The 20,101-nt window shown below is 61.9% G+C and carries 14 protein-coding genes; 8 read left to right on the top strand and 6 right to left on the bottom strand.

Translation table 11 applies throughout. The features are described 5' to 3' along the window. The first annotated feature begins 325 nt into the window (after nt 1–325). The 4 genes from EGY12_RS06485 to EGY12_RS06470 all read left to right on the top strand — a co-directional run bounded on the left by EGY12_RS06485 (nt 326) and on the right by EGY12_RS06470 (nt 8,914). Nucleotides 326–892: a TetR/AcrR family transcriptional regulator gene (locus EGY12_RS06485; protein WP_171555245.1), complete on the top strand. Its 567-nt coding sequence runs from the start codon at nt 326–328 to the stop codon at nt 890–892. Nucleotides 893–1,371: 479 nt separating this feature from the next. Next, a complete protein-coding gene (locus EGY12_RS06480; protein WP_123895564.1) occupies nt 1,372–4,383 on the top strand; it encodes an autotransporter serine protease in 3,012 nt (1,003 codons plus the stop codon). Between the two features lie 118 nt (nt 4,384–4,501). Then, nucleotides 4,502–7,606, top strand: coding sequence for an autotransporter outer membrane beta-barrel domain-containing protein (locus tag EGY12_RS06475; RefSeq protein WP_371415417.1), 3,105 nt, complete (start codon nt 4,502–4,504; stop codon nt 7,604–7,606). A gap of 456 nt (nt 7,607–8,062) precedes the next feature. Further along, entirely contained in the window at nt 8,063–8,914 is an 852-nt protein-coding gene (locus tag EGY12_RS06470; RefSeq protein ID WP_123892930.1) for a helix-turn-helix domain-containing protein, read from the top strand. On the opposite strand, the gene EGY12_RS06465 is transcribed toward EGY12_RS06470, so the two are convergent. From EGY12_RS06465 to EGY12_RS06450, 4 genes are all read right to left on the bottom strand, one after another. Next, nucleotides 8,904–10,688, bottom strand: a complete 1,785-nt coding sequence (locus EGY12_RS06465) for an ATP-binding protein (RefSeq protein ID WP_123892929.1) — start codon at nt 10,686–10,688, stop codon at nt 8,904–8,906. The two genes, EGY12_RS06470 and EGY12_RS06465, sit on opposite strands and share 11 nt — an antisense overlap. Continuing rightward, nucleotides 10,685–11,179, bottom strand: coding sequence for a molybdopterin-dependent oxidoreductase (locus EGY12_RS06460; protein WP_033636391.1), 495 nt, complete (start codon nt 11,177–11,179; stop codon nt 10,685–10,687). Before EGY12_RS06460 ends, EGY12_RS06465 begins: the two co-directional genes overlap by 4 nt. Nucleotides 11,180–11,336: 157 nt before the next feature. Next, nucleotides 11,337–12,689 carry a glutathione-disulfide reductase gene (gene gorA / locus EGY12_RS06455; protein WP_123892928.1) on the bottom strand — a complete coding sequence of 451 codons (1,353 nt, stop codon included), beginning with the start codon at nt 12,687–12,689 and terminating at the stop codon, nt 11,337–11,339. Nucleotides 12,690–12,819: 130 nt separating this feature from the next. Further along, nucleotides 12,820–13,662, bottom strand: coding sequence for a 23S rRNA (adenine(2030)-N(6))-methyltransferase RlmJ (locus EGY12_RS06450; RefSeq protein WP_004931012.1), 843 nt, complete (start codon nt 13,660–13,662; stop codon nt 12,820–12,822). Between the two features lie 135 nt (nt 13,663–13,797). Here EGY12_RS06450 and EGY12_RS06445 point away from each other — a divergent pair, with 135 nt between their 5' ends. The 4 genes from EGY12_RS06445 (at nt 13,798) to rsmJ (ending at nt 17,596) form a co-directional block, all read left to right on the top strand. Beyond that, complete coding sequence (locus tag EGY12_RS06445; RefSeq protein WP_123892927.1) at nt 13,798–14,202, top strand: ASCH domain-containing protein; 405 nt, start codon at nt 13,798–13,800, stop codon at nt 14,200–14,202. Between the two features lie 16 nt (nt 14,203–14,218). Next, the gene (locus EGY12_RS06440) at nt 14,219–14,680 is read left to right on the top strand and encodes an HIT family protein (RefSeq protein WP_123892926.1); all 462 of its coding nucleotides are present in this window, start codon (nt 14,219–14,221) and stop codon (nt 14,678–14,680) included. Nucleotides 14,681–14,798: 118 nt separating this feature from the next. Beyond that, nucleotides 14,799–16,841, top strand: a complete 2,043-nt coding sequence (gene prlC / locus EGY12_RS06435; protein WP_123892925.1) for an oligopeptidase A — start codon at nt 14,799–14,801, stop codon at nt 16,839–16,841. A gap of 8 nt (nt 16,842–16,849) precedes the next feature. Then, nucleotides 16,850–17,596, top strand: a complete 747-nt coding sequence (rsmJ, locus tag EGY12_RS06430) for a 16S rRNA (guanine(1516)-N(2))-methyltransferase RsmJ (RefSeq protein WP_123892924.1) — start codon at nt 16,850–16,852, stop codon at nt 17,594–17,596. A gap of 28 nt (nt 17,597–17,624) precedes the next feature. Here rsmJ and EGY12_RS06425 read toward each other — a convergent pair whose 3' ends face one another. Together EGY12_RS06425 and EGY12_RS06420 are read right to left on the bottom strand one after the other, a co-directional pair. Continuing rightward, nucleotides 17,625–18,224, bottom strand: a complete 600-nt coding sequence (locus EGY12_RS06425) for an SIS domain-containing protein (protein WP_060433490.1) — start codon at nt 18,222–18,224, stop codon at nt 17,625–17,627. Then, nucleotides 18,224–19,861, bottom strand: a complete 1,638-nt coding sequence (locus tag EGY12_RS06420; RefSeq protein ID WP_033649383.1) for an FGGY-family carbohydrate kinase — start codon at nt 19,859–19,861, stop codon at nt 18,224–18,226. Before EGY12_RS06420 ends, EGY12_RS06425 begins: the two co-directional genes overlap by 1 nt. Nucleotides 19,862–20,101 lie beyond the last annotated feature (240 nt).

The following is a 20,101-nucleotide window of genomic DNA, read 5'->3' as shown; positions in this document are numbered from 1 at the left end:
TGCGTTAGTAAAATTGAATTCCCTGGTGTTGACTAAGAGTGCTGAGCGTAGTCGGTGAATTCCTCATCATAATGAGACGGTAGTATCATTTATGCAAGTCTAATTCGCATCGAATGAGATGAAAGTCTCATTTTCGACGTGAAGCAAAGTGAGCTCGACGCACGCCGCATGGCGTAATAGCTGACAAGTTTGTTACAGTGGATTTTATTCGCCAGGTCTATGTTAGACGGGCGTAGAGAAAGAAGAGGTTGCCGTGCCATTAATCGTATCTACCCGCTTGACTCATACCCGGGCCAGAACTCGTAAGCTGTTGCTTGACAGCGCAATGGAATTGTTCGACGGCGGTGCCTTTCCTTCGATAACGGAGTTGGCTCAACATGCGCAAGTCTCGCGTGCGACAGCTTACCGCTACTTCCCTACGCAAAGCGATCTGATCACCGCCGTTGTGGCTGAAAGTCTGGGGCCCATTTTGGAGTGGCAGCCGAAAGACGACAGCGCCGAAGCGCGGATACTGCAGCTTCTCAGCTTTGCTTATCCGCAAATGGAACAGCATGAGGGAGCGCTGCGAGCGGCCTTGCAGCTTTCGTTGCAGCAGTGGGCACTGGCTCGGTCCAACACCGATAAACCAGGCGAGAAGCTGGTGCGCGGTAACCGCAAGCGGCTGCTGAAGATGGCGGTGGAACCGCTACAGGGCAAACTGCCACCGGACTCTCTACAGAGAGTGATTTATGCTTTCTCGCTGATTTACGGCTCGGAAGTGTTCCTGGTGTTGAAAGATATCTGGGGGCTGGAGCTCGATAATATCCAGGACGTCACACAATGGATGGCCAAAGCCATTCTTCGTCAGGCGGAAGAAGACGCGATGAACAGCAAAAAAACATCAGCAGGATAATCCAATTTTTGCCAATGGCTGACTGAAAAACCAGCATAATTCACTAAGTGAATATTGGCAAAGATTATAATTAATAGTGATAAAAGACGCCTGTTAAGCACTTTTCAGGCGGTCTGCCCCCTTCGTTTATTCATTAATTATATTCTTATTTATCATAATTATAATGTTATTTTCCGCTCTTTCTGTCGCCGCTTCGGCGCTGGGAAACGTCATTGCTATTTCTTATCCCCCTGCGCCTGATTCACCCCTGAAACTTTCTCTCCTCCCTCCTAATTGCCGGATGACACATTAAGCGCACTTGAGATTGTTGTGCTTTATTTATTTGGTGTTACCAAACTGTTACACAAAAAATCTTATAAAACATTTGCAAACAACAACGGACGGTATCTGGGATGGAGAAGAAACTTAGAGGAGTCAAATCCGCTCGGGCGGCCTTCGGCTGGCCTGAAATCGGCGTTCATCGCGCACAGTGGAGCGCGATGCTGATCTGCCTGACGGCGATCGGCGGGGCGCAGGCCGCCACCTATATAGAGAACGGCAAAGCGGGCGATCCGGCCAGCTGGCGCAGCAGCGAGTTCAACGCGGAATGGGGGCTGGGGGCGATCCACGCCGACCAAGCCTACGCCGCCGGTTATACCGGCAAAGGCATCAAACTCGGCATTTTCGATCAGCCGGTCTACGCCAAGCACCCCGAGTTTTCCGGTCCTGACAAGGTGATCAATCTGGTTACCCATGGCACCCGCGAATACACCGATCCCTATATTCCGGTGAAAAAAGGCGATGACTTCCGCTATGACGGTACGCCAAGCACCGACTCCAGCGGCAAATTAGGCTCGCACGGCACCCACGTGGGCGGCATCGCCGCCGGCAGCCGCGACGGCGGCGCCATGCACGGGGTGGCGTTCAACGCGCAGATTATCAGCGCAGAAAACGGCGATCCCGGCCCGGAAGACGGCATTGTGCTCGGTAACGACGGCGCGGTTTACCAGGCCGGCTGGGAGGCGCTGGTGGCCAGCGGCGCGCGCATCATCAATAACAGCTGGGGTATCGGTATCACCGAAAAATTCGATAAAGGCGGTTATGACCCGGCTTATCCACACTTCACGGTGAACGACGCGCAAAAGCAGTTCGATCAGATCAAACAGATCCTCGGCACCAATCCCGGCGGCGCCTATCAGGGCGCGATCGACGCGGCGCGCAGCGGCGTGGTCACCATTTTCGCTGCCGGTAACGATTACAACCTGAACAACCCGGACGCCATGGCCGGCCTGGCCTATTTTGTGCCGGATATCGCGCCGAACTGGCTGTCGGTCGCCAGCTTGCAAGATCCCACCAATAGCGGCGATTACAGCATCAGCACCTTCTCTTCCCGCTGCGGCTATACCGCCAGCTTCTGCGTTTCTGCGCCGGGTACCCGGGTGTACAGCTCGGTGATCGCGGGCACCGGTGTGGACGACCTTACGACCGGCTATGCCAATAAAAGCGGCACCTCGATGGCGGCGCCGCACGTGGCCGGCAGTGTTGCGGTGCTGATGGAGCGTTTCCCGTATCTGAATGGCGCACAGGTGGCGGAAGTGCTGAAAACCACCGCCACCGATATGGGTGCGCCGGGCATCGATGCACTCTACGGCTGGGGAATGATCAACCTGGGCAAGGCCATCAACGGCCCGGGCATGCTGGTTACCGAGCAGGACATTCCCGAAGAGTTTCGCGTCAACGGCGCTTACGGTTCACCACAGTTCGTGGTGGATCTGCCGGGCGTCGGCGCGGTGCTGGACAAGGGTAAACCGACCGAGCGCGTCTGCAGCAGCGATCTTTGCGGCCTGGACTTTTGGAGCAATGACATCTCCGGCCATGGCGGCCTGACCAAACAGGGTATCGGCACCCTGGTGTTGACGGGTAACAACACCTATTCCGGCCCGACGCTGGTCAATCAGGGGCGGCTGGCGATCAACGGCTCGGTCACCTCGGCCGTCAGCGTGCAGAGCGGCGGCATCGTCGGCGGCAGCGGCACGGTCGGTTCGCTGACCGCCCGTAATGGCGGCACCGTGGCACCGGGCAACTCGATAGGCACCCTGAACGTGGCGGGCAACGTCAGCTTCGAACCGGGTTCGCGCTACGCGGTGGAAGTGGGGCCGAACGGCCGGAGCGATCGGATCCAGAGCGGCGGATCGGCGACGATCGGCGGCGGCGAGGTGGCGGTCACGCTGGAGAGCAGCGCCAACCTGCTGACGCAAAGCGAGGTGCGCAGCCTGCTGGGCCAGCAGTACACCATTCTGAGCGCGCAGCAGGGGGTGAGCGGGCAGTTTGACGCGGTGGCGCCGAACTACCTGTTCCTCGGCACCGGGCTGAGCTACCAGCCGACCGGGGTGACGCTGAGCGTCGGGCGCAACGGCACGAGCTTCGCCAGCGTGGCGCAGACGCCGAACGAGCGGGCGGTGGCGGCGGCGGCGGATGCGCTGGCGGCGGGCAACCCGGTGTACGAGAGCCTGCTCAACAGCGGCACGGCGGGCGAGGCGCGGCAGGCGTTCCGTCAGCTGTCGGGGCAAATCCATGCGGATATCGCGTCGGCGCTGGTGAACGACAGCCGCTACCTGCGTGAGGCGCTGAACGGGCGCCTGCGTCAGGCGGAAGGGCTGGCGAGCTCGTCGGCCATCAAGGCGGACGAGGATGGCGCCTGGGCGCAGCTGCTGGGGGCGTGGGACCACGCGTCAGGCGACGCCAACGCCACCGGCTATCAGGCCTCGACTTACGGGGTGCTGGTGGGGCTGGACTCGGCGGCGGCGGCCGACTGGCGGCTGGGGGTGGCGACCGGCTACACCCGCACCTCGCTGCACGGCGGGTACGGGTCGAAGGCGGACAGCGACAACTACCACCTGGCGGCGTACGGCGACAAGCAGTTCGGGGCACTGGCGCTGCGGGGCGGGGCGGGCTACACCTGGCACCGCATCGACACCAAACGGTCGGTGAACTACGGAATGCAGTCGGACCGTGACACGGCGAAGTACAGCGCGCGCACCGAGCAGCTGTTCGCGGAAGCGGGCTACAGCGTGCAGGGTGAGTGGCTGAACCTGGAGCCGTTCGTGAATCTGGCGTACGTGAACTTCGAAAACAACGGCATCGCGGAAAGCGGCGGCGCAGCGGCGCTGCGCGGCGACAAGCAGCATACCGACGCGACGGTGTCGACGCTGGGGCTGCGTGCGGACACCGAGTGGCAGGTGACCTCGGGCACGACGGTGGCGCTGCGCAGCGAGCTGGGGTGGCAACATCAGTACGGCGGGCTGGAGCGTGGCACCGGGCTGCGGTTCAACGGGGGCAACGCGCCGTTCGTGGTGGACAGCGTGCCGGTCTCGCGCGACGGGATGGTGCTGAAGGCGGGAGCGGAAGTGGCGGTGAACGAAAACGCCACGCTGTCGCTGGGCTACGGCGGGCTGTTGTCGCAGCACCATCAGGACAACAGCGTCAACGCCGGCTTCACCTGGCGCTTCTAAGCAACATCGACTCAATCCTTGTATGGGAACCGTCTGCGGGCGGTTCCTTTTTCACATCCTGCTAATGAGAACCCGGCGCACCTGGGGCGCCGGCCAATAACAAGCAAAAGGTAAGGAAATGACAACAACAATGGGTTTTGATAGCAAAGGAAACGTTCGTCGCTCACCGTGGCGGCTGAACGCGCTGGTCTGCTGCATGGCGCTGGCGGGGTATGCGCAGGCGGCGCCGCACGAGGTGAACGGCCAGCCAGGCGATCCGGCCAGCTGGCGCAATGCCGAGTTCAACGCCAACTGGGGGCTGGGGGCGATCCACGCCGATGAGGCTTACGCCGCCGGCTATACCGGCAAAGGGCAGAAGGTGGGCATTTTCGATACCCCGGTCAACCGGCATCCCGAGTTCGCCGGCGACGGTAAACTGATCAACGTGGTCACCGAAGGTTACCGGGCCTACACCGATCCGCACCGGCCGGGCATCAACGCCGGCGACCGCTTTTACTTCGACGGCACCTTCCACTTCTACAGCGGTTCACAGGGCATGCTGAGCAATCACGGGGTGCACGTCGCGGGGATCAGCGCTGCCAATCGCGATGGTGTCGGCATGCACGGTGTGGCCTTCGATTCGCAGGTGATCAGCGTCGATAACGACAACGATGGCCCGGCCTACGGCGAATTCCTCGGTCTGGACGGCGCCGTCACCAATGCCGGCTGGCAGGCGATGATCAAGAGCGGTGCGCGGGTGATCAACAACAGCTGGGGCGTCAGTATTCCCGACTTCCTGTCCGACGGCGGCCGCGATCCTAATGCGCTGCACTTCGAGCTGAAGGATGCACAGGAACAATTCGATCAGGTCAAACCGCTGCTCGGCAGCCTGGCCGGCGCAGGCTATCAGGGCGCCATCGACGCGGCGCGCAAAAATATTCTGGTGCTGTTCGCCGCCGGCAACGACGGCAACTACAACCAACCGGATGTGATCAGCGGGCTGGCCTACTTCGTGCCGGACATCGCGCCGAACTGGCTGTCGGTTGCCAGCGTGGCGCAGGATGCGGCATCGGCCAACAGCGTGCCTTACACCATCAGCAGCTTCTCTTCCCGCTGCGGCTATACCGCCAGCTTCTGCGTCTCGTCGCCGGGCAGCAAAATCTACAGCACCGTGGCCAATGGTTCCGATCCGGCCAATCTGGTTTCGGATTATGGCAATAAAAACGGCACCTCGATGGCGACGCCGCACGTCACCGGCGCGGTAGCGGTGTTGCTGCAGCGCTTCCCATACATGACTTCGGCACAGATTGCCGACGTGTTGAAAACCACCGCCACCGATATGGGCGCGCCGGGCATCGACGCGCTCTATGGCTGGGGGATGATCAATCTGGGCAAGGCCATCAACGGCCCGGGCATGTTCTATACCGCCGAGGATATTCCTGCGGAGTTCCGCATTCCTGATCCGACGGGCGTGGCCTACGGCCCGACCCAGTTTGTCGCCAATATTCCGGGGAGGGGCGCCGAGGTGGATGCCGGTACGCTGCACGCCAGGAAATGTGATGATTTCCACTGTGGGTGGGAAATCTACTCCAACGACATTTCCGGCCACGGCGGCCTGACCAAAGAGGGTGCAGGAATCCTGGAGCTGACGGGTAACAACACCTATGCCGGCCCGACGCTGGTCAATCAGGGGCGGCTGGCGATCAACGGCTCGGTCACCTCGGCCGTCAGCGTGCAGAGTGGCGGCATCGTCGGCGGCAGCGGCACGGTCGGTTCGCTGACCGCCCGTAATGGCGGCACCGTGGCGCCGGGCAACTCGATAGGCGCCCTGAACGTGGCGGGCAACGTCAGCTTCGAACCGGGTTCGCGCTACGCGGTGGAAGTGGGGCCGAACGGCCGGAGCGATCGGATCCAGAGCGGCGGATTGGCGACGATCGGCGGCGGCGAGGTGGCGGTCACGCTGGAGAACAGCGCCAACCTGCTGACGCAAAGCGAGGTGCGCAGCCTGCTGGGGCAGCAGTACACCATTCTGAGCGCGCAGCAGGGGGTGAGCGGGCAGTTTGACGCGGTGGCGCCGAACTACCTGTTCCTCGGCACCGGGCTGAGCTACCAGCCGACCGGAGTGACGCTGAGCGTCGGGCGCAACGGCACGAGCTTCGCCAGCGTGGCGCAGACGCCGAACGAGCGGGCGGCGGCGGCGGCGGCGGATGCGCTGGCGGCGGGCAATCCGGTGTACGAGAGCCTGCTCAACAGCGGCACGGCGGGCGAGGCGCGGCAGGCGTTCCGTCAGCTGTCGGGGCAAATCCATGCGGATATCGCGTCGGCGCTGGTGAACGACAGCCGCTACCTGCGTGAGGCGCTGAACGGGCGCCTGCGTCAGGCGGAAGGGCTGGCGAGCTCGTCGGCCATCAAGGCGGACGAGGATGGCGCCTGGGCGCAGCTGCTGGGGGCGTGGGACCACGCGTCAGGTGACGCCAACGCCACCGGCTATCAGGCCTCGACTTACGGGGTGCTGGTGGGGCTGGACTCGGCGGCGGCGGCCGACTGGCGGCTGGGGGTGGCGACCGGCTACACCCGCACCTCGCTGCACGGCGGGTACGGGTCGAAGGCGGACAGCGACAACTACCACCTGGCGGCGTACGGCGACAAGCAGTTCGGGGCACTGGCGCTGCGCGGCGGGGCGGGCTACACCTGGCACCGCATCGACACCAAACGGTCGGTGAACTACGGGATGCAGTCGGACCGTGACACGGCGAAGTACAGCGCGCGCACCGAGCAGCTATTCGCGGAAGCGGGCTACAGCGTGCAGGGTGAGTGGCTGAACCTGGAGCCGTTCGTGAACCTGGCGTACGTGAACTTTGAGAACAACGGCATTGCGGAAAGCGGCGGCGCAGCGGCGCTGCGCGGGGACAAACAGCATACCGACGCGACGGTGTCGACGCTGGGGCTGCGTGCGGACACCGAATGGCAGGTGACCCCGGGCACGACGGTGGCGCTGCGCAGCGAGCTGGGGTGGCAACACCAGTACGGCGGGCTGGAGCGTGGCACCGGGCTGCGGTTCAACGGGGGCAACGCGCCGTTCGTGGTGGACAGCGTGCCGGTCTCGCGCGACGGGATGGTGCTGAAGGCGGGAGCGGAAGTGGCGGTGAACGAAAACGCCACGCTGTCGCTGGGCTACGGCGGGCTGCTGTCGCAGCACCATCAGGACAACAGCGTCAACGCCGGCTTCACCTGGCGCTTCTGACCTTCAACGGCGATCTCAAGGACAACGGAGCCGGCATGCCGGCTCCGTTTTTATTTGCGGCCGCGGGGTGAGAACGTATGATGGCGCGGCGCCAGGGGCAATAAAAAACCGGGACCCTGACGGATCCCGGCTTAAAAGTGGGTAAAACAGATTAGCGCTAAAGGCTCAAGCCCCGTTTGGTTTGTGCAGTCCGAGCGATGTGGGCATCGTCTCAGTAGCGGCAACGGAACAAATTTTCCCTGGTGTTACTATGGTTATTATTAAAAAACGTGCTGGTGTTATTTTTTATAGTGTATTGCTGTATGTCTCTTTTGATACCATGTTTGACGATGCAACATGGTATGTCAAGCAACGTTTTTAACGCATAATTGCATGGGATGCTAGTTTTAGGTGTGGCTTTTTCATCAGAAATAATCAAAACGACTGATAAATCAGTAAAAAAAATCGAAGGAACAAATGGATAACAATCATCAAAAATTCGATTCACAGTCGATTGCCAATCGGGTCAGGGAGCTGTTTTTACATTATGGGATTGGAAAACGTCAGCATGCCCGAGAACTCAGCCGCATCTTGGATCTGAGTTTTTCACATGCGCACCGCAAACTGAAAGGGCAAAGCCCCTGGACGCTGGAACAGATCAACAGCGTCGCGGCCGCGTTGGGAGAAACGCCGGCGGCGATCGCCGATTTGGGGGCCGAACACGAGACTCCCGAGCCAAACATGGCGCGTGATGCCATCTTTTTCGTGGCGGGGGTGGCGATGCCTTGCGTCGGGCACATTGGCGACGAGCTTTCTGCCGGGCGGCCGGCGGAATTTGTGGCGCTGCGCGCGGAGGGACAGTGGCATATCTATCGCGCCGATGAGGCGCCGGCAGGACCGCGTTACGGTGTCGATCTGATCGAAATCCGGCCCGGCTACGGCGACGACGAGCGGCTGAGCATTGCGGTATTGGACGATTCGCATCAGGCGGCCGATGAGCTGGCCAAGTATCTCGGTGGCTGCGGTTTCAACGCGGTGGCGTTTTACGATGTCGACAGCTTCTGCCAGGCGTTGCACCAAAGCCTGTTCGACGGTTACGTGGTGGACTGGCTGATCGGCGAGGAAACGGCGGATCGCTGTATCGCCACCATTCGCGCTTCCGACAACCCGGATGCGCCGGTGCTGGTGCTGACCGGCGAGTTGGGCACCGACCGACGCGAGTCTGAGATCGCTCAGGCGATGCGCGAGTACGACGTGCTCGGCCCTTATGAAAAACCGGTGCGGCTCCATGTGATCGAAGCCGCACTGCAACGCTGTTTTAATCTTTAGCGGGGAATACCTCGGCCAGCGCGTTTGACAACGCATCCAGCCGAACCGGTTTCATCAGGTAGTTGTCGAACAGGGCGCGCTGATCCGCCGTCAACTGCTCCGGCGTGTAGGCGCTGATGCCGATGATCGGCACATGGCGGTTGGGGCCGCGACGGTTGCGCAGCTGTCTGGCCAGGGCGGCGCCGTCGATGCCCGGCATCTGCAGATCCAGCAACAGCGCGTCGTAAGGGCGTCTGAGCAGTTTCTGCAGCGCGCGCTCCGGCGAGTCGCACAGTTCGTGCTGATAACCCAGCTTGTCCAGCAGCGCCGCAAAGGCGTCACCCACCGACTTGTTGTCATCCACCACCAACACCTGCTGCGGCTTCTGCTGCAGAGGGGCATTGGCGGCAGTGGGCTCGCCGGCGCGTTCTTCTTCACTGATCTGCACCGGAATGCTGACGATAAAGGTGCTGCCCTTCCTGATTTCGCTGTACACCGTGATGGTGCCGTCGAGCAGTGTCACCAGGCCGTGCACGATCGCCAGCCCCATCCCTACGCCGGCATACTGCTTGGTATGCGATTGATCCAACTGCGTAAAGGGTTTGAAGATCTGATCGAGCTGGTCCTTTTCGATACCGATGCCGGTGTCGGTCACTTCGATAATCAGCGAACTGCCGCCCGGTTGGCGGCGCAGGCAGCTGTGCAGCGTAATACTGCCGCTTTCGGTGTACTTGTAGGCGTTGGTCAGCAGGTTGACGATAATCTGCCGGATGCGCAGCGGATCGGAGTGCACCAGCAGGTGGCTGCATTCCACTTCACAGCTGAGTTTGACCTGCTCTTTGCGGGTCAGGGTGGCGATTTCGTTGGCGGTCTCCGCGATCAGCTTCTGTGCGTCGAACGGCACGATGCGCAATTCCATCATGCCGCTGTCGAGGTGCGCGTAGTCGGTCAGATCCTTCATCTGGCTTTCGATCTGCTGCGCGGCGGTCTCCAGGCGTTGGAAGGTGTCCGCATGCTCCGCTGATACCCGGGTATTCACCAGCACGTCGATGGCCGACATCACGCTCTGCAACGAGGTGCGCAGCTCATGGCCGATGGCGCCGAGAAAGGCGTTTTTGGTGCGCGTCGCTTTCTCCGCCTCGATGGCCTTGGCCTGCTGGCGAATGGTCAGCCGCTGCTGGCGGAACACGATCAGGGTGATGGCGACCAGCGCGATCACCGAGAACATGACGATCACCAGCCCATAGAAAATAATGTGCCGTTTCTCGATATAGTCCTCATAGGCGGCGGTGCGCTGCTTCACCTCGGCGTGGTCGGTCAGGTTGGCCATTTCGATCGAGTAAGGCTTAATGGCCTTCATGGCAGCGGAAACCTGGCCGAAGTCGATTTTCGGGCTGTCCAGCAGCTTGTCGATGCGGTCCATCTGCAGGCGCATCTGTTTGACCACTTCCGGGTAGCCTGGCTCGGCGTACAGCGGCTGGGTCGATTCGGAGACGGTTTCCAGCACGTAAAAACGCGAATAGAGGATTTCGAACCGAAGCCGCAGGTTGTCGTTGTCCACCTGCGCAGCGTGGCTCTGCTGCTCGACCAGCGTGTCGAACTCTGCCAGCTTGATGGAGAACTTGGCGATCGACCACGAGTAGTTCTCCTGCGTGCCGGCGATGGCATACAGCCCTTTCTTCGACAGGGTGGCGCTGTAGTAATAGAGCGTGACGGTCGACGCTACCAGAAACAGCGCGGCGAAGATGGCCGGGATCGCCAGCCTGCTGCCGTTCTTAAAGGTCGTCAGCTTCATTTGATCACGATCCTGTCGACTTGCCAGATAAAGCGCGAGTTGTACAACGGTGAGTTCAGTTCAGGCCCGGCGGCGTCGCGCGGGTAAACCAGGAACAGCGGGCCGAAGTTTCTGAGCTTCAGCATCTCCCCGTCCATCTTGTAGGCCAGGATCATGTTGTACTTTTTGACGTCGGACAGCGGCACGTCGATGTAATAATCGTTCAGCGCGTAGAAGGTCAGCGTCTCGCCCTTGGCGCCGACGCGTTCCAGGATATCGGCCACCGAAATCCCTTCGAATTTTCTCTGCGGCGTCCAGGAAGTGGAGGTGGTGATACTGCGCACCGGCATCGCCAACAGCTGTTTATCGGTGAACAGATAGCTTTTGTTGACCGGGTCGGTCACGTTATCGATCTTGCCCGCCACTTCCAGGGTAAAGCTGAGCGCGCTGCTCTGGGCGATAATCAGGGCCACGCAGGCCATCGCAAGGGTTTTGCATAGTTTGAACAGCATCGGTGTTCTCCAGAGGCGCGGGGAGGTTGTATCAGTCCCGCTAATTTATCAGGCAGAATAATGGCAGAAAAAGCAGGCGGGTGCGAAGGGAATAGTAAACCGCACAAAAAGAACAGGCCGGTGTTTACCCGGCCTGAGAATGGGCTAACCGCAGCGGTTAGCGCATGGTGACGAACTCTTCCGCTGCGGTCGGGTGGATAGCCACGGTGTTGTCGAAGTCCTTCTTGGTCGCGCCCATCTTCACCGCCACGGCGAAGCCCTGCAGGATTTCATCCATGCCGAAGCCGATACCGTGCAGGCCGACGATCTTCTCTTCTTTACCCGCGCACACCAGCTTCATGCGGCACGGCTGGCGGTGCTGCGTCACGGCGCTGTACATGGCGGTGAAGGAAGATTTGTACACCTTCACGTTGTCCGCGCCGAACTTCTCGATGGCTTCCGGTTCGGTCAGACCGACGGTACCGATCGGCGGGTGGCTGAACACCACGGTGGCGATGTTGCTGTAGTCCAGGTGCTCGTCCGGCTTGTTGTTGAACAGGCGCTCGGACAGGCGGCGGCCGGCGGCCACGGCGACCGGGGTCAGCTCTACCGCGCCGGTGTTGTCGCCTACGGCGTAGATGCCTTTGACGTTGGTGTTCTGGAACTTATCGACGTCAATGTAGCCTTGTTCGTTGGTCTTCACCCCGGTGACACCGAGGTTCAGGTTGTCGGTCGCCGGTTCGCGGCCGATGGCCCAAATCAGGCAGTCAACGGTGAATTCTTTACCGTTTTCCAGCTGCAGTGTCAGGCTACCGTCGGCGTTCTTGACGATCGCTTTCGGCACCGATTCGGTGTGCAGGCTCGGCCCTTCGGTGTTCATCACTTCCACCAGGGTTTCGACGATCATCGGATCGAAGCTGCGCAGCGGCGCGTGCTTGCGCACGAACAGGTGCGTTTCCGCGCCCAGCGCGTTCAGCACGCCGGCGATCTCCACGGCGATATAGCCGGCGCCGACTACGGCGACGCGCTTCGGCATGGCGTCCAGCTCAAAGAAGCCGTCGGAGTCGATGCCGTATTCCGCGCCCGGAATAGCCGGATGGCTCGGGCGGCCGCCGGTGGCGATCAGGATGTGGTCGGCGGTGATCGTCTCGCCGTTCACTTCCACGGTGTGTGCATCCACGAAGCGCGCGAAGCCTTTGATCACGTCGACCTTGTTCTTGCCCAGCACGTTATCGTAGGAGTTGTGGATGCGGTCGATATAGGCGGTGCGGTTGGCGACCAGCTTTTTCCAGTCGAAGGCGTTGACGGTGGTGTCGAAGCCGTAGTCCGGGCCGTACTGATGGATGGCCTCGGCGATCTGCGCCGCGTGCCACATGACTTTTTTCGGTACACAACCCACGTTTACACAGGTGCCGCCCAGCTCTTTAGCTTCAATCAGCGCACACTTTTGGCCGTACATGGCTGCCCGGTTGATCGATGCGATACCGCCGCTGCCGCCGCCAATTGCTAGATAATCGTAATGTTTCGTCATCTGGGATTTCCATGAGTTGTGAATTTGAAGAGGGTAAGAGTTTAACGCCTGACCGGGGTTTGTCGCAAAGATTGCGTCGATGGCTGCGATAGGTGGACGCAGGGCGCGGCGAACCGCGCCCTGCCGGGGATTATTCCGGTACCACCCAGTTCACCAGATGGTGGCCGATGCCCGACGGCACCAGCACCTTGTGCAGCCATGGCAGCACGTTTTTCATCTGCTGTTCCAGCTTCCACGGCGGGTTGATGACGATCATGCCGGAGGCGGTCATGCCGCGCTGATCGCTGTCGGGTTTCACCGCCAGTTCGATCTGCAGAATGCGGCGAATGCCGGTGGCTTCCAGATCGCGCAGCATGCGTTTGATCTGCTGGCGCATCACGACCGGGTACCACAGCGCGTAGGTGCCGGTGGCGAAACGCTTGTAACCTTCCTGAATGCCTTTGACCACATCCTGGTAATCGGTCTTCATTTCATACGGCGGGTCCATCAGGATCAGGCCGCGGCGCGACAGGGGCGGCAGTTGGGATTTCAGCTGCTGATAGCCGTCGGCGCGCTGCACTTTGGCGCGCTCGTCTTTCTGGAACTCGCTGCGCAGCAGCGGGTAGTCGCTCGGGTGCAGCTCGGTCAGGTGGATTTTGTCCTGCGGGCGCAGCAGCTGGCGAGCGATCAGCGGCGAGCCGGGATAGTAGCGCAGCGTGCCGGAACGATTGAAGTTGTGCACCACGCTCATGTAGGCCGCCAGCTCTTCCGGCAGATCGTCGCGTTGCCACAGCAAGCCGATACCTTCCAGGTATTCGCCGGTGCGCTCGGCGTGTTCGCCGCTGAGCTGATAACGGCCCGCGCCCGAGTGGGTATCCAGATACAGGAACGGCTTCTCTTTTTCCTTCAGCGACTCGATGATCAGGCTCTGAACGGTGTGCTTGAGCACGTCGGCGTGGTTGCCGGCGTGGAAACTGTGGCGATAACTTAACATGACGGGTGGCGATTCCTTGTGCTCCGCAGGCGGAGCATTCAATGCAATAAGGCTTATAATCTGCACAGTATAAACTGTCTGGCCGGGAAAAACTGGACTCCGTTGTCGCAGACGTTCACAGAAAGGGACAGAACAATGAGCAAACAGGCGATTTTGGCGAACTACCCCGACGCGGCGCGCTGGGCGTTCGGCGACGGCCCCGAGCTGGCCGATGAACTGCTGCAGTTGGTGCTGAGCGGGGAGAAGACCGCCACTTGCTGTTCTTATGCGAGCTATCGCCGGGAGCAAACGCCGATGGTCGGCGACGATAACATTATTCTCGACGGCCGCGGCGAACCGGCCTGCGTGATCAAAACCCTGGCGCTGCGCCTGGTGCGCTATGATCGGGTGACCGCCGAGATGGCGGCCAAGGAGGGCGAAGGCGACAAAAGCCTGGCGTTTTGGCGCCAGGGGCATCAGGCGTTCTTTACCCGCGAGGGCACTTTTGCGCCGGACATGTGGCTGGTGTTCGAAGAGTTCGAACTGGTTGAAACGCTGTGAATCACAAGGAGAAAGGATGAGCTGCATTTTTTGCGACATCGTGGCGGGCAAGACGCCGTGCCATAAAATCTGGGAAGACGACAACCATCTGGCCTTCCTGTCCATCTTTCCCAACACCGACGGTTTCAGCGTGGTGATCCCCAAGGCGCACCACCCGAGCTACGCCTTTGACCTGCCGGACGAGGTGTTGAGCTCGTTGATGCTGGCGACCAAGCGGGTGGCGAAGCAGCTGGACCGCGCGTTCGACGACGTCGGCCGCTGCGGCATGGTGTTCGAAGGCTACGGCGTCGATCATGTGCACGCCAAACTGATCCCGCTGCACGGCACCGCGTCGCTGGAGCAGTGGCGGCCGATCGAATCGACCTCGCCGAAGTTTTTCGAACGTTACGAGGGCTATATCTCCTCCCACGACGCCGCGCGCGCCGACGACGAACAGTTGGCGGCGCTGGCCGCCCGCATCCGCCAAAGCGCCGTTTAAGGCACGAACGATCAACGCCGGGCATTGATTTTCCTGCTGCCTGGCTCCATGTTAGAGATTCATACGCATTTTAAGGCTCGCCCTCGTGGCGGGCCCCAACGCTAATCAGGACTGCCCTATGACAAATCCGTTGCTGACCCCGTTTTCCCTGCCGCCGTTCTCGGCGATCCGCCCTGAAGATATCGTGCCTGCGGTGCAATCCGCGCTGGCGGACTGCCGCGCCGCGGTAGAGCGCGTGGTGGCGCAGCCGGGGCCGTTCACCTGGGATAACCTGTGTCAGCCGCTGGCGGAGTCGGACGATCGCCTGTCGCGCATCTGGTCGCCGATCGGGCATCTGAACTCGGTGAAAAACAGCCCGGAGCTGCGCGCCGCCTATGAGCAGGCGCTGCCGCTGCTGTCTGAATACGGCACCTGGGTCGGCCAGCACGAAGGGCTGTACCAGGCTTACCGCAGCCTGAAAGAAGGCGCGGCGTTCGAGGCGCTGAGCGTGCCGCAGCGCAAGGCGGTGGACAACGCGCTGCGCGATTTCGAACTGTCGGGCATCGGCCTGTCGGCGGATAAACAGCAGCGCTACGGCGAGATCGTCGCGCGCCTGTCCGAACTGGGTTCCACCTACAGCAACAACGTGCTCGACGCCACCATGGGCTGGAGCAAACTGATTACCGACGAAGCCGAGCTGAGCGGCCTGCCGGAGAGCGCCCTGGCGCAGGCACAGGCGATGGCGCAGGCCAAAGAGCAGGAAGGCTGGCTGCTGACGTTGGATATGCCGAGCTACCTGCCGGTGTTGACCTATGCCGACAACCGCGCGCTGCGTGAAGAGATGTACCGCGCCTTCGCCACCCGCGCCTCCGATCAGGGGCCGAACGCCGGCAAATGGGACAACAGCGAAGTGATGGCGGAAACGCTGGCGCTGCGCCACGAGCTGGCTCAGTTGCTGGGCTTCGACACCTACGCCGACAAGTCGCTGGCGACCAAAATGGCGGAAAGCCCGGAGCAGGTGATCGGCTTCCTGAGCGATCTGGCCAAGCGCGCCCGCCCGCAGGCCGAGCAGGAGCTGGCGCAGCTGCGCGCCTTCGCCAAACAGCACTATGGCGTGGACGAGCTTGAAGCCTGGGACATCACCTATTACGGCGAAAAACAGAAGCAGCACCTGTTCTCCATCAGCGACGAGCAGCTGCGCCCGTACTTCCCGGAACAGCGGGTGGTGGAAGGGCTGTTCGAAGTGGTGAAACGCATCTACGGCATCACCGCCAAAGAGCGTAAAGACGTGGAAACCTGGCATCCGGACGTGCGCTTCTTCGATCTGTTCGACGCTAACGGCGAGCTGCGCGGAAGCTTCTATCTCGATCTGTACGCCCGCGAAAACAAACGCGGCGGCGCCTGGATGGACGACTGCGTCGGCAGCCTGCGCAAGGCCGACGGCACGCTGCAAAAACCGGTCGCTTACCTGACCTGCAACTTCAACCGCCCGCTGGGCGATCAGCCGGCGCTGTTCACCCATAACGAAGTGACCACGCTGTTCCACGAGTTCGGCCACGGTCTGCACCACATGCTGACGCAGATCGATACTGCCGGCGTCTCCGGTATCAACGGGGTGCCGTGGGATGCGGTCGAACTGCCGAGCCAGTTTATGGAAAACTGGTGCTGGGAGCCGGAAGCGCTGGCGTTTATCTCCGGCCACTACCAGAGCGGCGAGCCGCTGCCGAAAGCTATGCTCGACAAGCTGCTGGCGGCCAAGAATTACCAGGCGGCGCTGTTCATCCTGCGCCAGCTTGAGTTCGGCCTGTTCGATTTCCGCATGCACTTCGAATACAGCCCGGAAAAAGGGGCGCAGATCCTGCCGACGCTGGCGGAAGTGAAGAAAATGGTGGCGGTGGTGCCTTCGCCAAGCTGGGGCCGCTTCCCGCACGCCTTCAGCCACATCTTCGCCGGCGGCTATGCGGCGGGTTACTACAGCTACCTGTGGGCGGAAGTGCTGTCGGCCGACGCCTACTCGCGCTTCGAAGAAGAGGGAATTTTCAATGCCGAAACCGGCAAATCCTTCCTCGACAACATCCTGTCGCGCGGCGGTTCGGAAGAGCCGATGGCGCTGTTCAAACGCTTCCGTGGCCGCGAGCCGCAGCTGGATGCTATGCTGCGCCATTACGGCATTAAAGGATAACCCGACACGTGAGCGTGTGTTTATTGTGTGAAGCAGGCGCCGATCCCGGCGCCTTGTCTGTTTTGGCGCAGCGCTGGCAGCTGACGTCCGACGAGGACGCGTCGATGGCGCTGGTACTGACCCCGCAGCGGCTGGAGCTGCGCAAGCGCGACGAGCCTAAGCTCGGTGGGATCTACGTCGATTTCGTCACCGGCACCATGGCGCACCGGCGCCGCTTCGGCGGCGGCCGCGGCGAGGCGGTGGCCAAGGCAGTCGGCATCAAGGGCAGCTACCTGCCGGACGTGGTGGACGCTACCGCCGGGCTGGGGCGCGACGCCTTCGTGCTGGCGGCGCTGGGCTGCCGGGTGCGGATGCTGGAGCGCAATCCGGTGGTGGCGGCGTTGCTGGACGATGGCCTGCAGCGCGGTTATCAGGATGCGGAAATCGGCCCGTGGCTGCGCGAGCGTCTGACGCTGCTGCATGCCTCCAGCCTGACGGCGCTGGCGGATCTCAGCCCGCGCCCCGAGGTGGTGTATCTCGATCCGATGTTTCCGCACAAGCAGAAAAGCGCGTTGGTGAAGAAAGAGATGCGGGTGTTTCAATCGCTGGTGGGCAGCGACGATGACGCCGACGGCCTGCTGGAACCGGCCCGCCGCTTGGCGACCAAGCGCGTGGTGGTGAAACGCCCGGACTACGCGCCGCCGTTGGCCGACGTGCCGGCGCATGCCGCCACGCTGACCAAAAGCCACCGTTTCGATATCTACATGCCGCTGTAATGTCTGCCGGGCCCGCCGTGTCGGGCCCTCAGTTTTCCTCCCGCAAGCTTTTCCCCACGCCACCGCCCGGATGCACCGCCAGCAAGGTGTCCTTATCGTAACCGCTGCGCGCCATCAGGCAGGCACAGGCGGCGTCGAAGATCGCCAACACCAGCACAATTGAGGTGGTGGCCAGCATGTTCAGCGGATCTATCTCCTTTTGCACCCCGGTGGCGATCGTCAGCTGCGCCGCCTGCGCGATGGCGGAATGCGGGTTTTCCGTCACCGCGATCAGCGTCACGCCCTTGGCCTGCAGCGTCGGCAGCAGTCGGGTCAGCTCGTCGGAATTGCCGCCGCGCGAGATCAGGATCAGCAGATCGTCGGCGCGCAGAAAACCCAGATCGCCGTGCGCCGCGCCGGTGGCGTCGAGGTAGACCGCCGGCCGTTCCACGCAGGCCAGCATGTGGGCTATCTTGCGCGCCGCAATCCCCGAGGTGCCGACGCCGGTGACGGCGATTTTACCGCGGCAGTCGGCCAGCAGCGCCAGCAGCCGCTGCCAGGTGCGCGCGTCGAGGCGCTCGCCCAGCTGCGCCAGCTCCTGGCTGTAGGTTTGCCAACCCTGCACAGCCTGCCGCCATTCCTGCTGCATCACGCCTCCTCCTGCATCAACCGGCGGTATTTCATGTGGTCGTTGTACAGCTCGTGGAATACCCGGTATTTGCGGTCGTAGTAGCTTTTTATCTGGTTGGTCTGCGGCGTGACCGTCTTGCCGATGCGGCTCATGGCGCTCATCGCCTCCGGCAGGGTGTCGAACACGCCCGCCGCCACGGTGCCCATCATGGCGCCGCCCAGCAGCATCGCTTCGCTCTCCTCCGGCAGCAGCATGGCGCAGCCGGTGGCGTTGGCGTGCTCCTGCACGAAGATCGGGTTCTTGGTGCCGCCGCCGCTGGCCATGATGGTGTCGATGCTGTAGCCGCTGTGGTTCATGGTTTCGATGATGTGGCGGGTGCCGAGCGCGATGGCCTGAATGGTGGCCAGGTAGTGCAGCGCCATGTCCTCCGGCGTGCGCGACAGCTTCAGCCCGGTCAGGATGCCGGTCAGCGTCGGGTTGGCGCGCGGCGAGCGGTTGCCGTGGAAGTACGGCAGCATATGGATGTCCTGCGTCAGGAAGGCGATATTCTCCGGCTCGCCGGCCATGCGGCGCAGAATGGCGTTCAGCACTTCATAGATGGTCTGGCCCTGGGTTTTCGCCTGCGCCAGCAGCTCCGGGTAGCACGGGTGCGACTGGATGACGTGGTCGATCAGCGCGCCGGTGGCGGACTGGCCGCCCTCGTTCAGCCAGTATTCCGGCAGGATCGCCGAGTAATACGGCCCCCAGACGCCGCCGATAAAGCGCGCGGTGCGCGACATCGCCATGTGGCCGGTGGAGGTGCCGCCGATCAGCGCGACGCGGCGGTTGAAGTCGGCCACCTCACCGGAGACGCCGGTGGCGCCCAGCGTGCCGAGAGTGCCGGCGTGGGCGTCGATGATCGACACGCTCACCGCCGTGCCGGCGATCAGCCCCATCTCGCCGGCGGCGCGCTGGGTCAGGCCGTGGCCCAGCGGCTCGCCCATCATTTTGACGTCGCTGCCGATCTTGGCCGCGTCATGTTCCAGCACGTCTTCCAGCCCGATCTGCTGGAAGTAGCTCTTGTCCCAGCGCTGTTCGTGGCCGAGATAGGTCCACTTGCACACCGTCGAGCACAGCGAACGGGTGGCGTCCTGGGTGGCGCGCCAGGTGAGGAAGTCCGGCAGATCGAACAGGTAACCGGCGTTGGCCCAGGTGGTGGGCATGTGCTGTTTCAGCCACAGCAGTTTCGGCGTCTGCATCTCCGGCGAGATAATGCCGCCGACGAAGTCCAGCACCCGGTGTTTGGTGGCATTGATGCGCTCGGCCTGGGCGATCGCCCGGTGATCCATCCACACGATGATGTTCTGTTCGGTGCGGCCGGAGGGGCTGACGGTCAGCGGTTTGCCTTCTTTATCCAGCACCACCAGCGAACAGGTGGCGTCGAAGCCCAGCCCTTTGACCTGGATCGGGTTGATGTCGGCCTGGTTGACCGCGTCGCGCACCGCATTGCACACCGCCTGCCAGATGTTATCCGACGACTGCTCGACGAAATCCGCCTTCGGCCGGTACAGATCGATGGCCCGGCTGGCCTGGCCGACCATGCGGCCATTGAGATCGAATACGCCCGCGCGCGCGCTTCCGGTGCCCACATCTACGCCAATAAAATAGCTCGCCATTATTTTCTCCTAAAGGTTGTGCCTCGCCATTGCCCGTGAGCGCCGCTGGCGGTCATTTAAGCGCGAAGCAAGGCGTGAGCCGTGAAGTTTGGTGGGCCCAAATAAGCGGTGAATAACGATGCTGCGCGCTTAAATGGCCCCAGCCCGAAGGGACTCGCCCCAAAATCCCGCTTTCTGCGTTGTCAGGTTTGGACATAGACTCGCTATGCCCTGCACCTTCCGCCTTGATAGCGGAATTTT

Origin of the sequence: Serratia sp. FDAARGOS_506, assembly GCF_003812745.1 — a bacterium.
In the GTDB taxonomy this organism is placed as follows: domain Bacteria; phylum Pseudomonadota; class Gammaproteobacteria; order Enterobacterales; family Enterobacteriaceae; genus Serratia.
The sequence above is the reverse complement of the archived record's forward strand: the minus strand, read 5'-3'. Positions and strand labels throughout refer to the sequence as shown.

Coding starts and splice junctions, on each gene's coding strand:
- EGY12_RS06485 (WP_171555245.1), top strand. CDS start 326: ATGGAATTGTTCGACGGCGGTGCCTTTCCTTCGATAACGGAGTTGGCT.
- EGY12_RS06480 (WP_123895564.1), top strand. CDS start 1,372: ATGCTGATCTGCCTGACGGCGATCGGCGGGGCGCAGGCCGCCACCTAT.
- EGY12_RS06475 (WP_371415417.1), top strand. CDS start 4,502: ATGACAACAACAATGGGTTTTGATAGCAAAGGAAACGTTCGTCGCTCA.
- EGY12_RS06470 (WP_123892930.1), top strand. CDS start 8,063: ATGGATAACAATCATCAAAAATTCGATTCACAGTCGATTGCCAATCGG.
- EGY12_RS06465 (WP_123892929.1), bottom strand. CDS start 10,688: ATGAAGCTGACGACCTTTAAGAACGGCAGCAGGCTGGCGATCCCGGCC.
- EGY12_RS06460 (WP_033636391.1), bottom strand. CDS start 11,179: ATGCTGTTCAAACTATGCAAAACCCTTGCGATGGCCTGCGTGGCCCTG.
- gorA (WP_123892928.1), bottom strand. CDS start 12,689: ATGACGAAACATTACGATTATCTAGCAATTGGCGGCGGCAGCGGCGGT.
- EGY12_RS06450 (WP_004931012.1), bottom strand. CDS start 13,662: ATGTTAAGTTATCGCCACAGTTTCCACGCCGGCAACCACGCCGACGTG.
- EGY12_RS06445 (WP_123892927.1), top strand. CDS start 13,798: ATGAGCAAACAGGCGATTTTGGCGAACTACCCCGACGCGGCGCGCTGG.
- EGY12_RS06440 (WP_123892926.1), top strand. CDS start 14,219: ATGAGCTGCATTTTTTGCGACATCGTGGCGGGCAAGACGCCGTGCCAT.
- prlC (WP_123892925.1), top strand. CDS start 14,799: ATGACAAATCCGTTGCTGACCCCGTTTTCCCTGCCGCCGTTCTCGGCG.
- EGY12_RS06425 (WP_060433490.1), bottom strand. CDS start 18,224: ATGCAGCAGGAATGGCGGCAGGCTGTGCAGGGTTGGCAAACCTACAGC.
- EGY12_RS06420 (WP_033649383.1), bottom strand. CDS start 19,861: ATGGCGAGCTATTTTATTGGCGTAGATGTGGGCACCGGAAGCGCGCGC.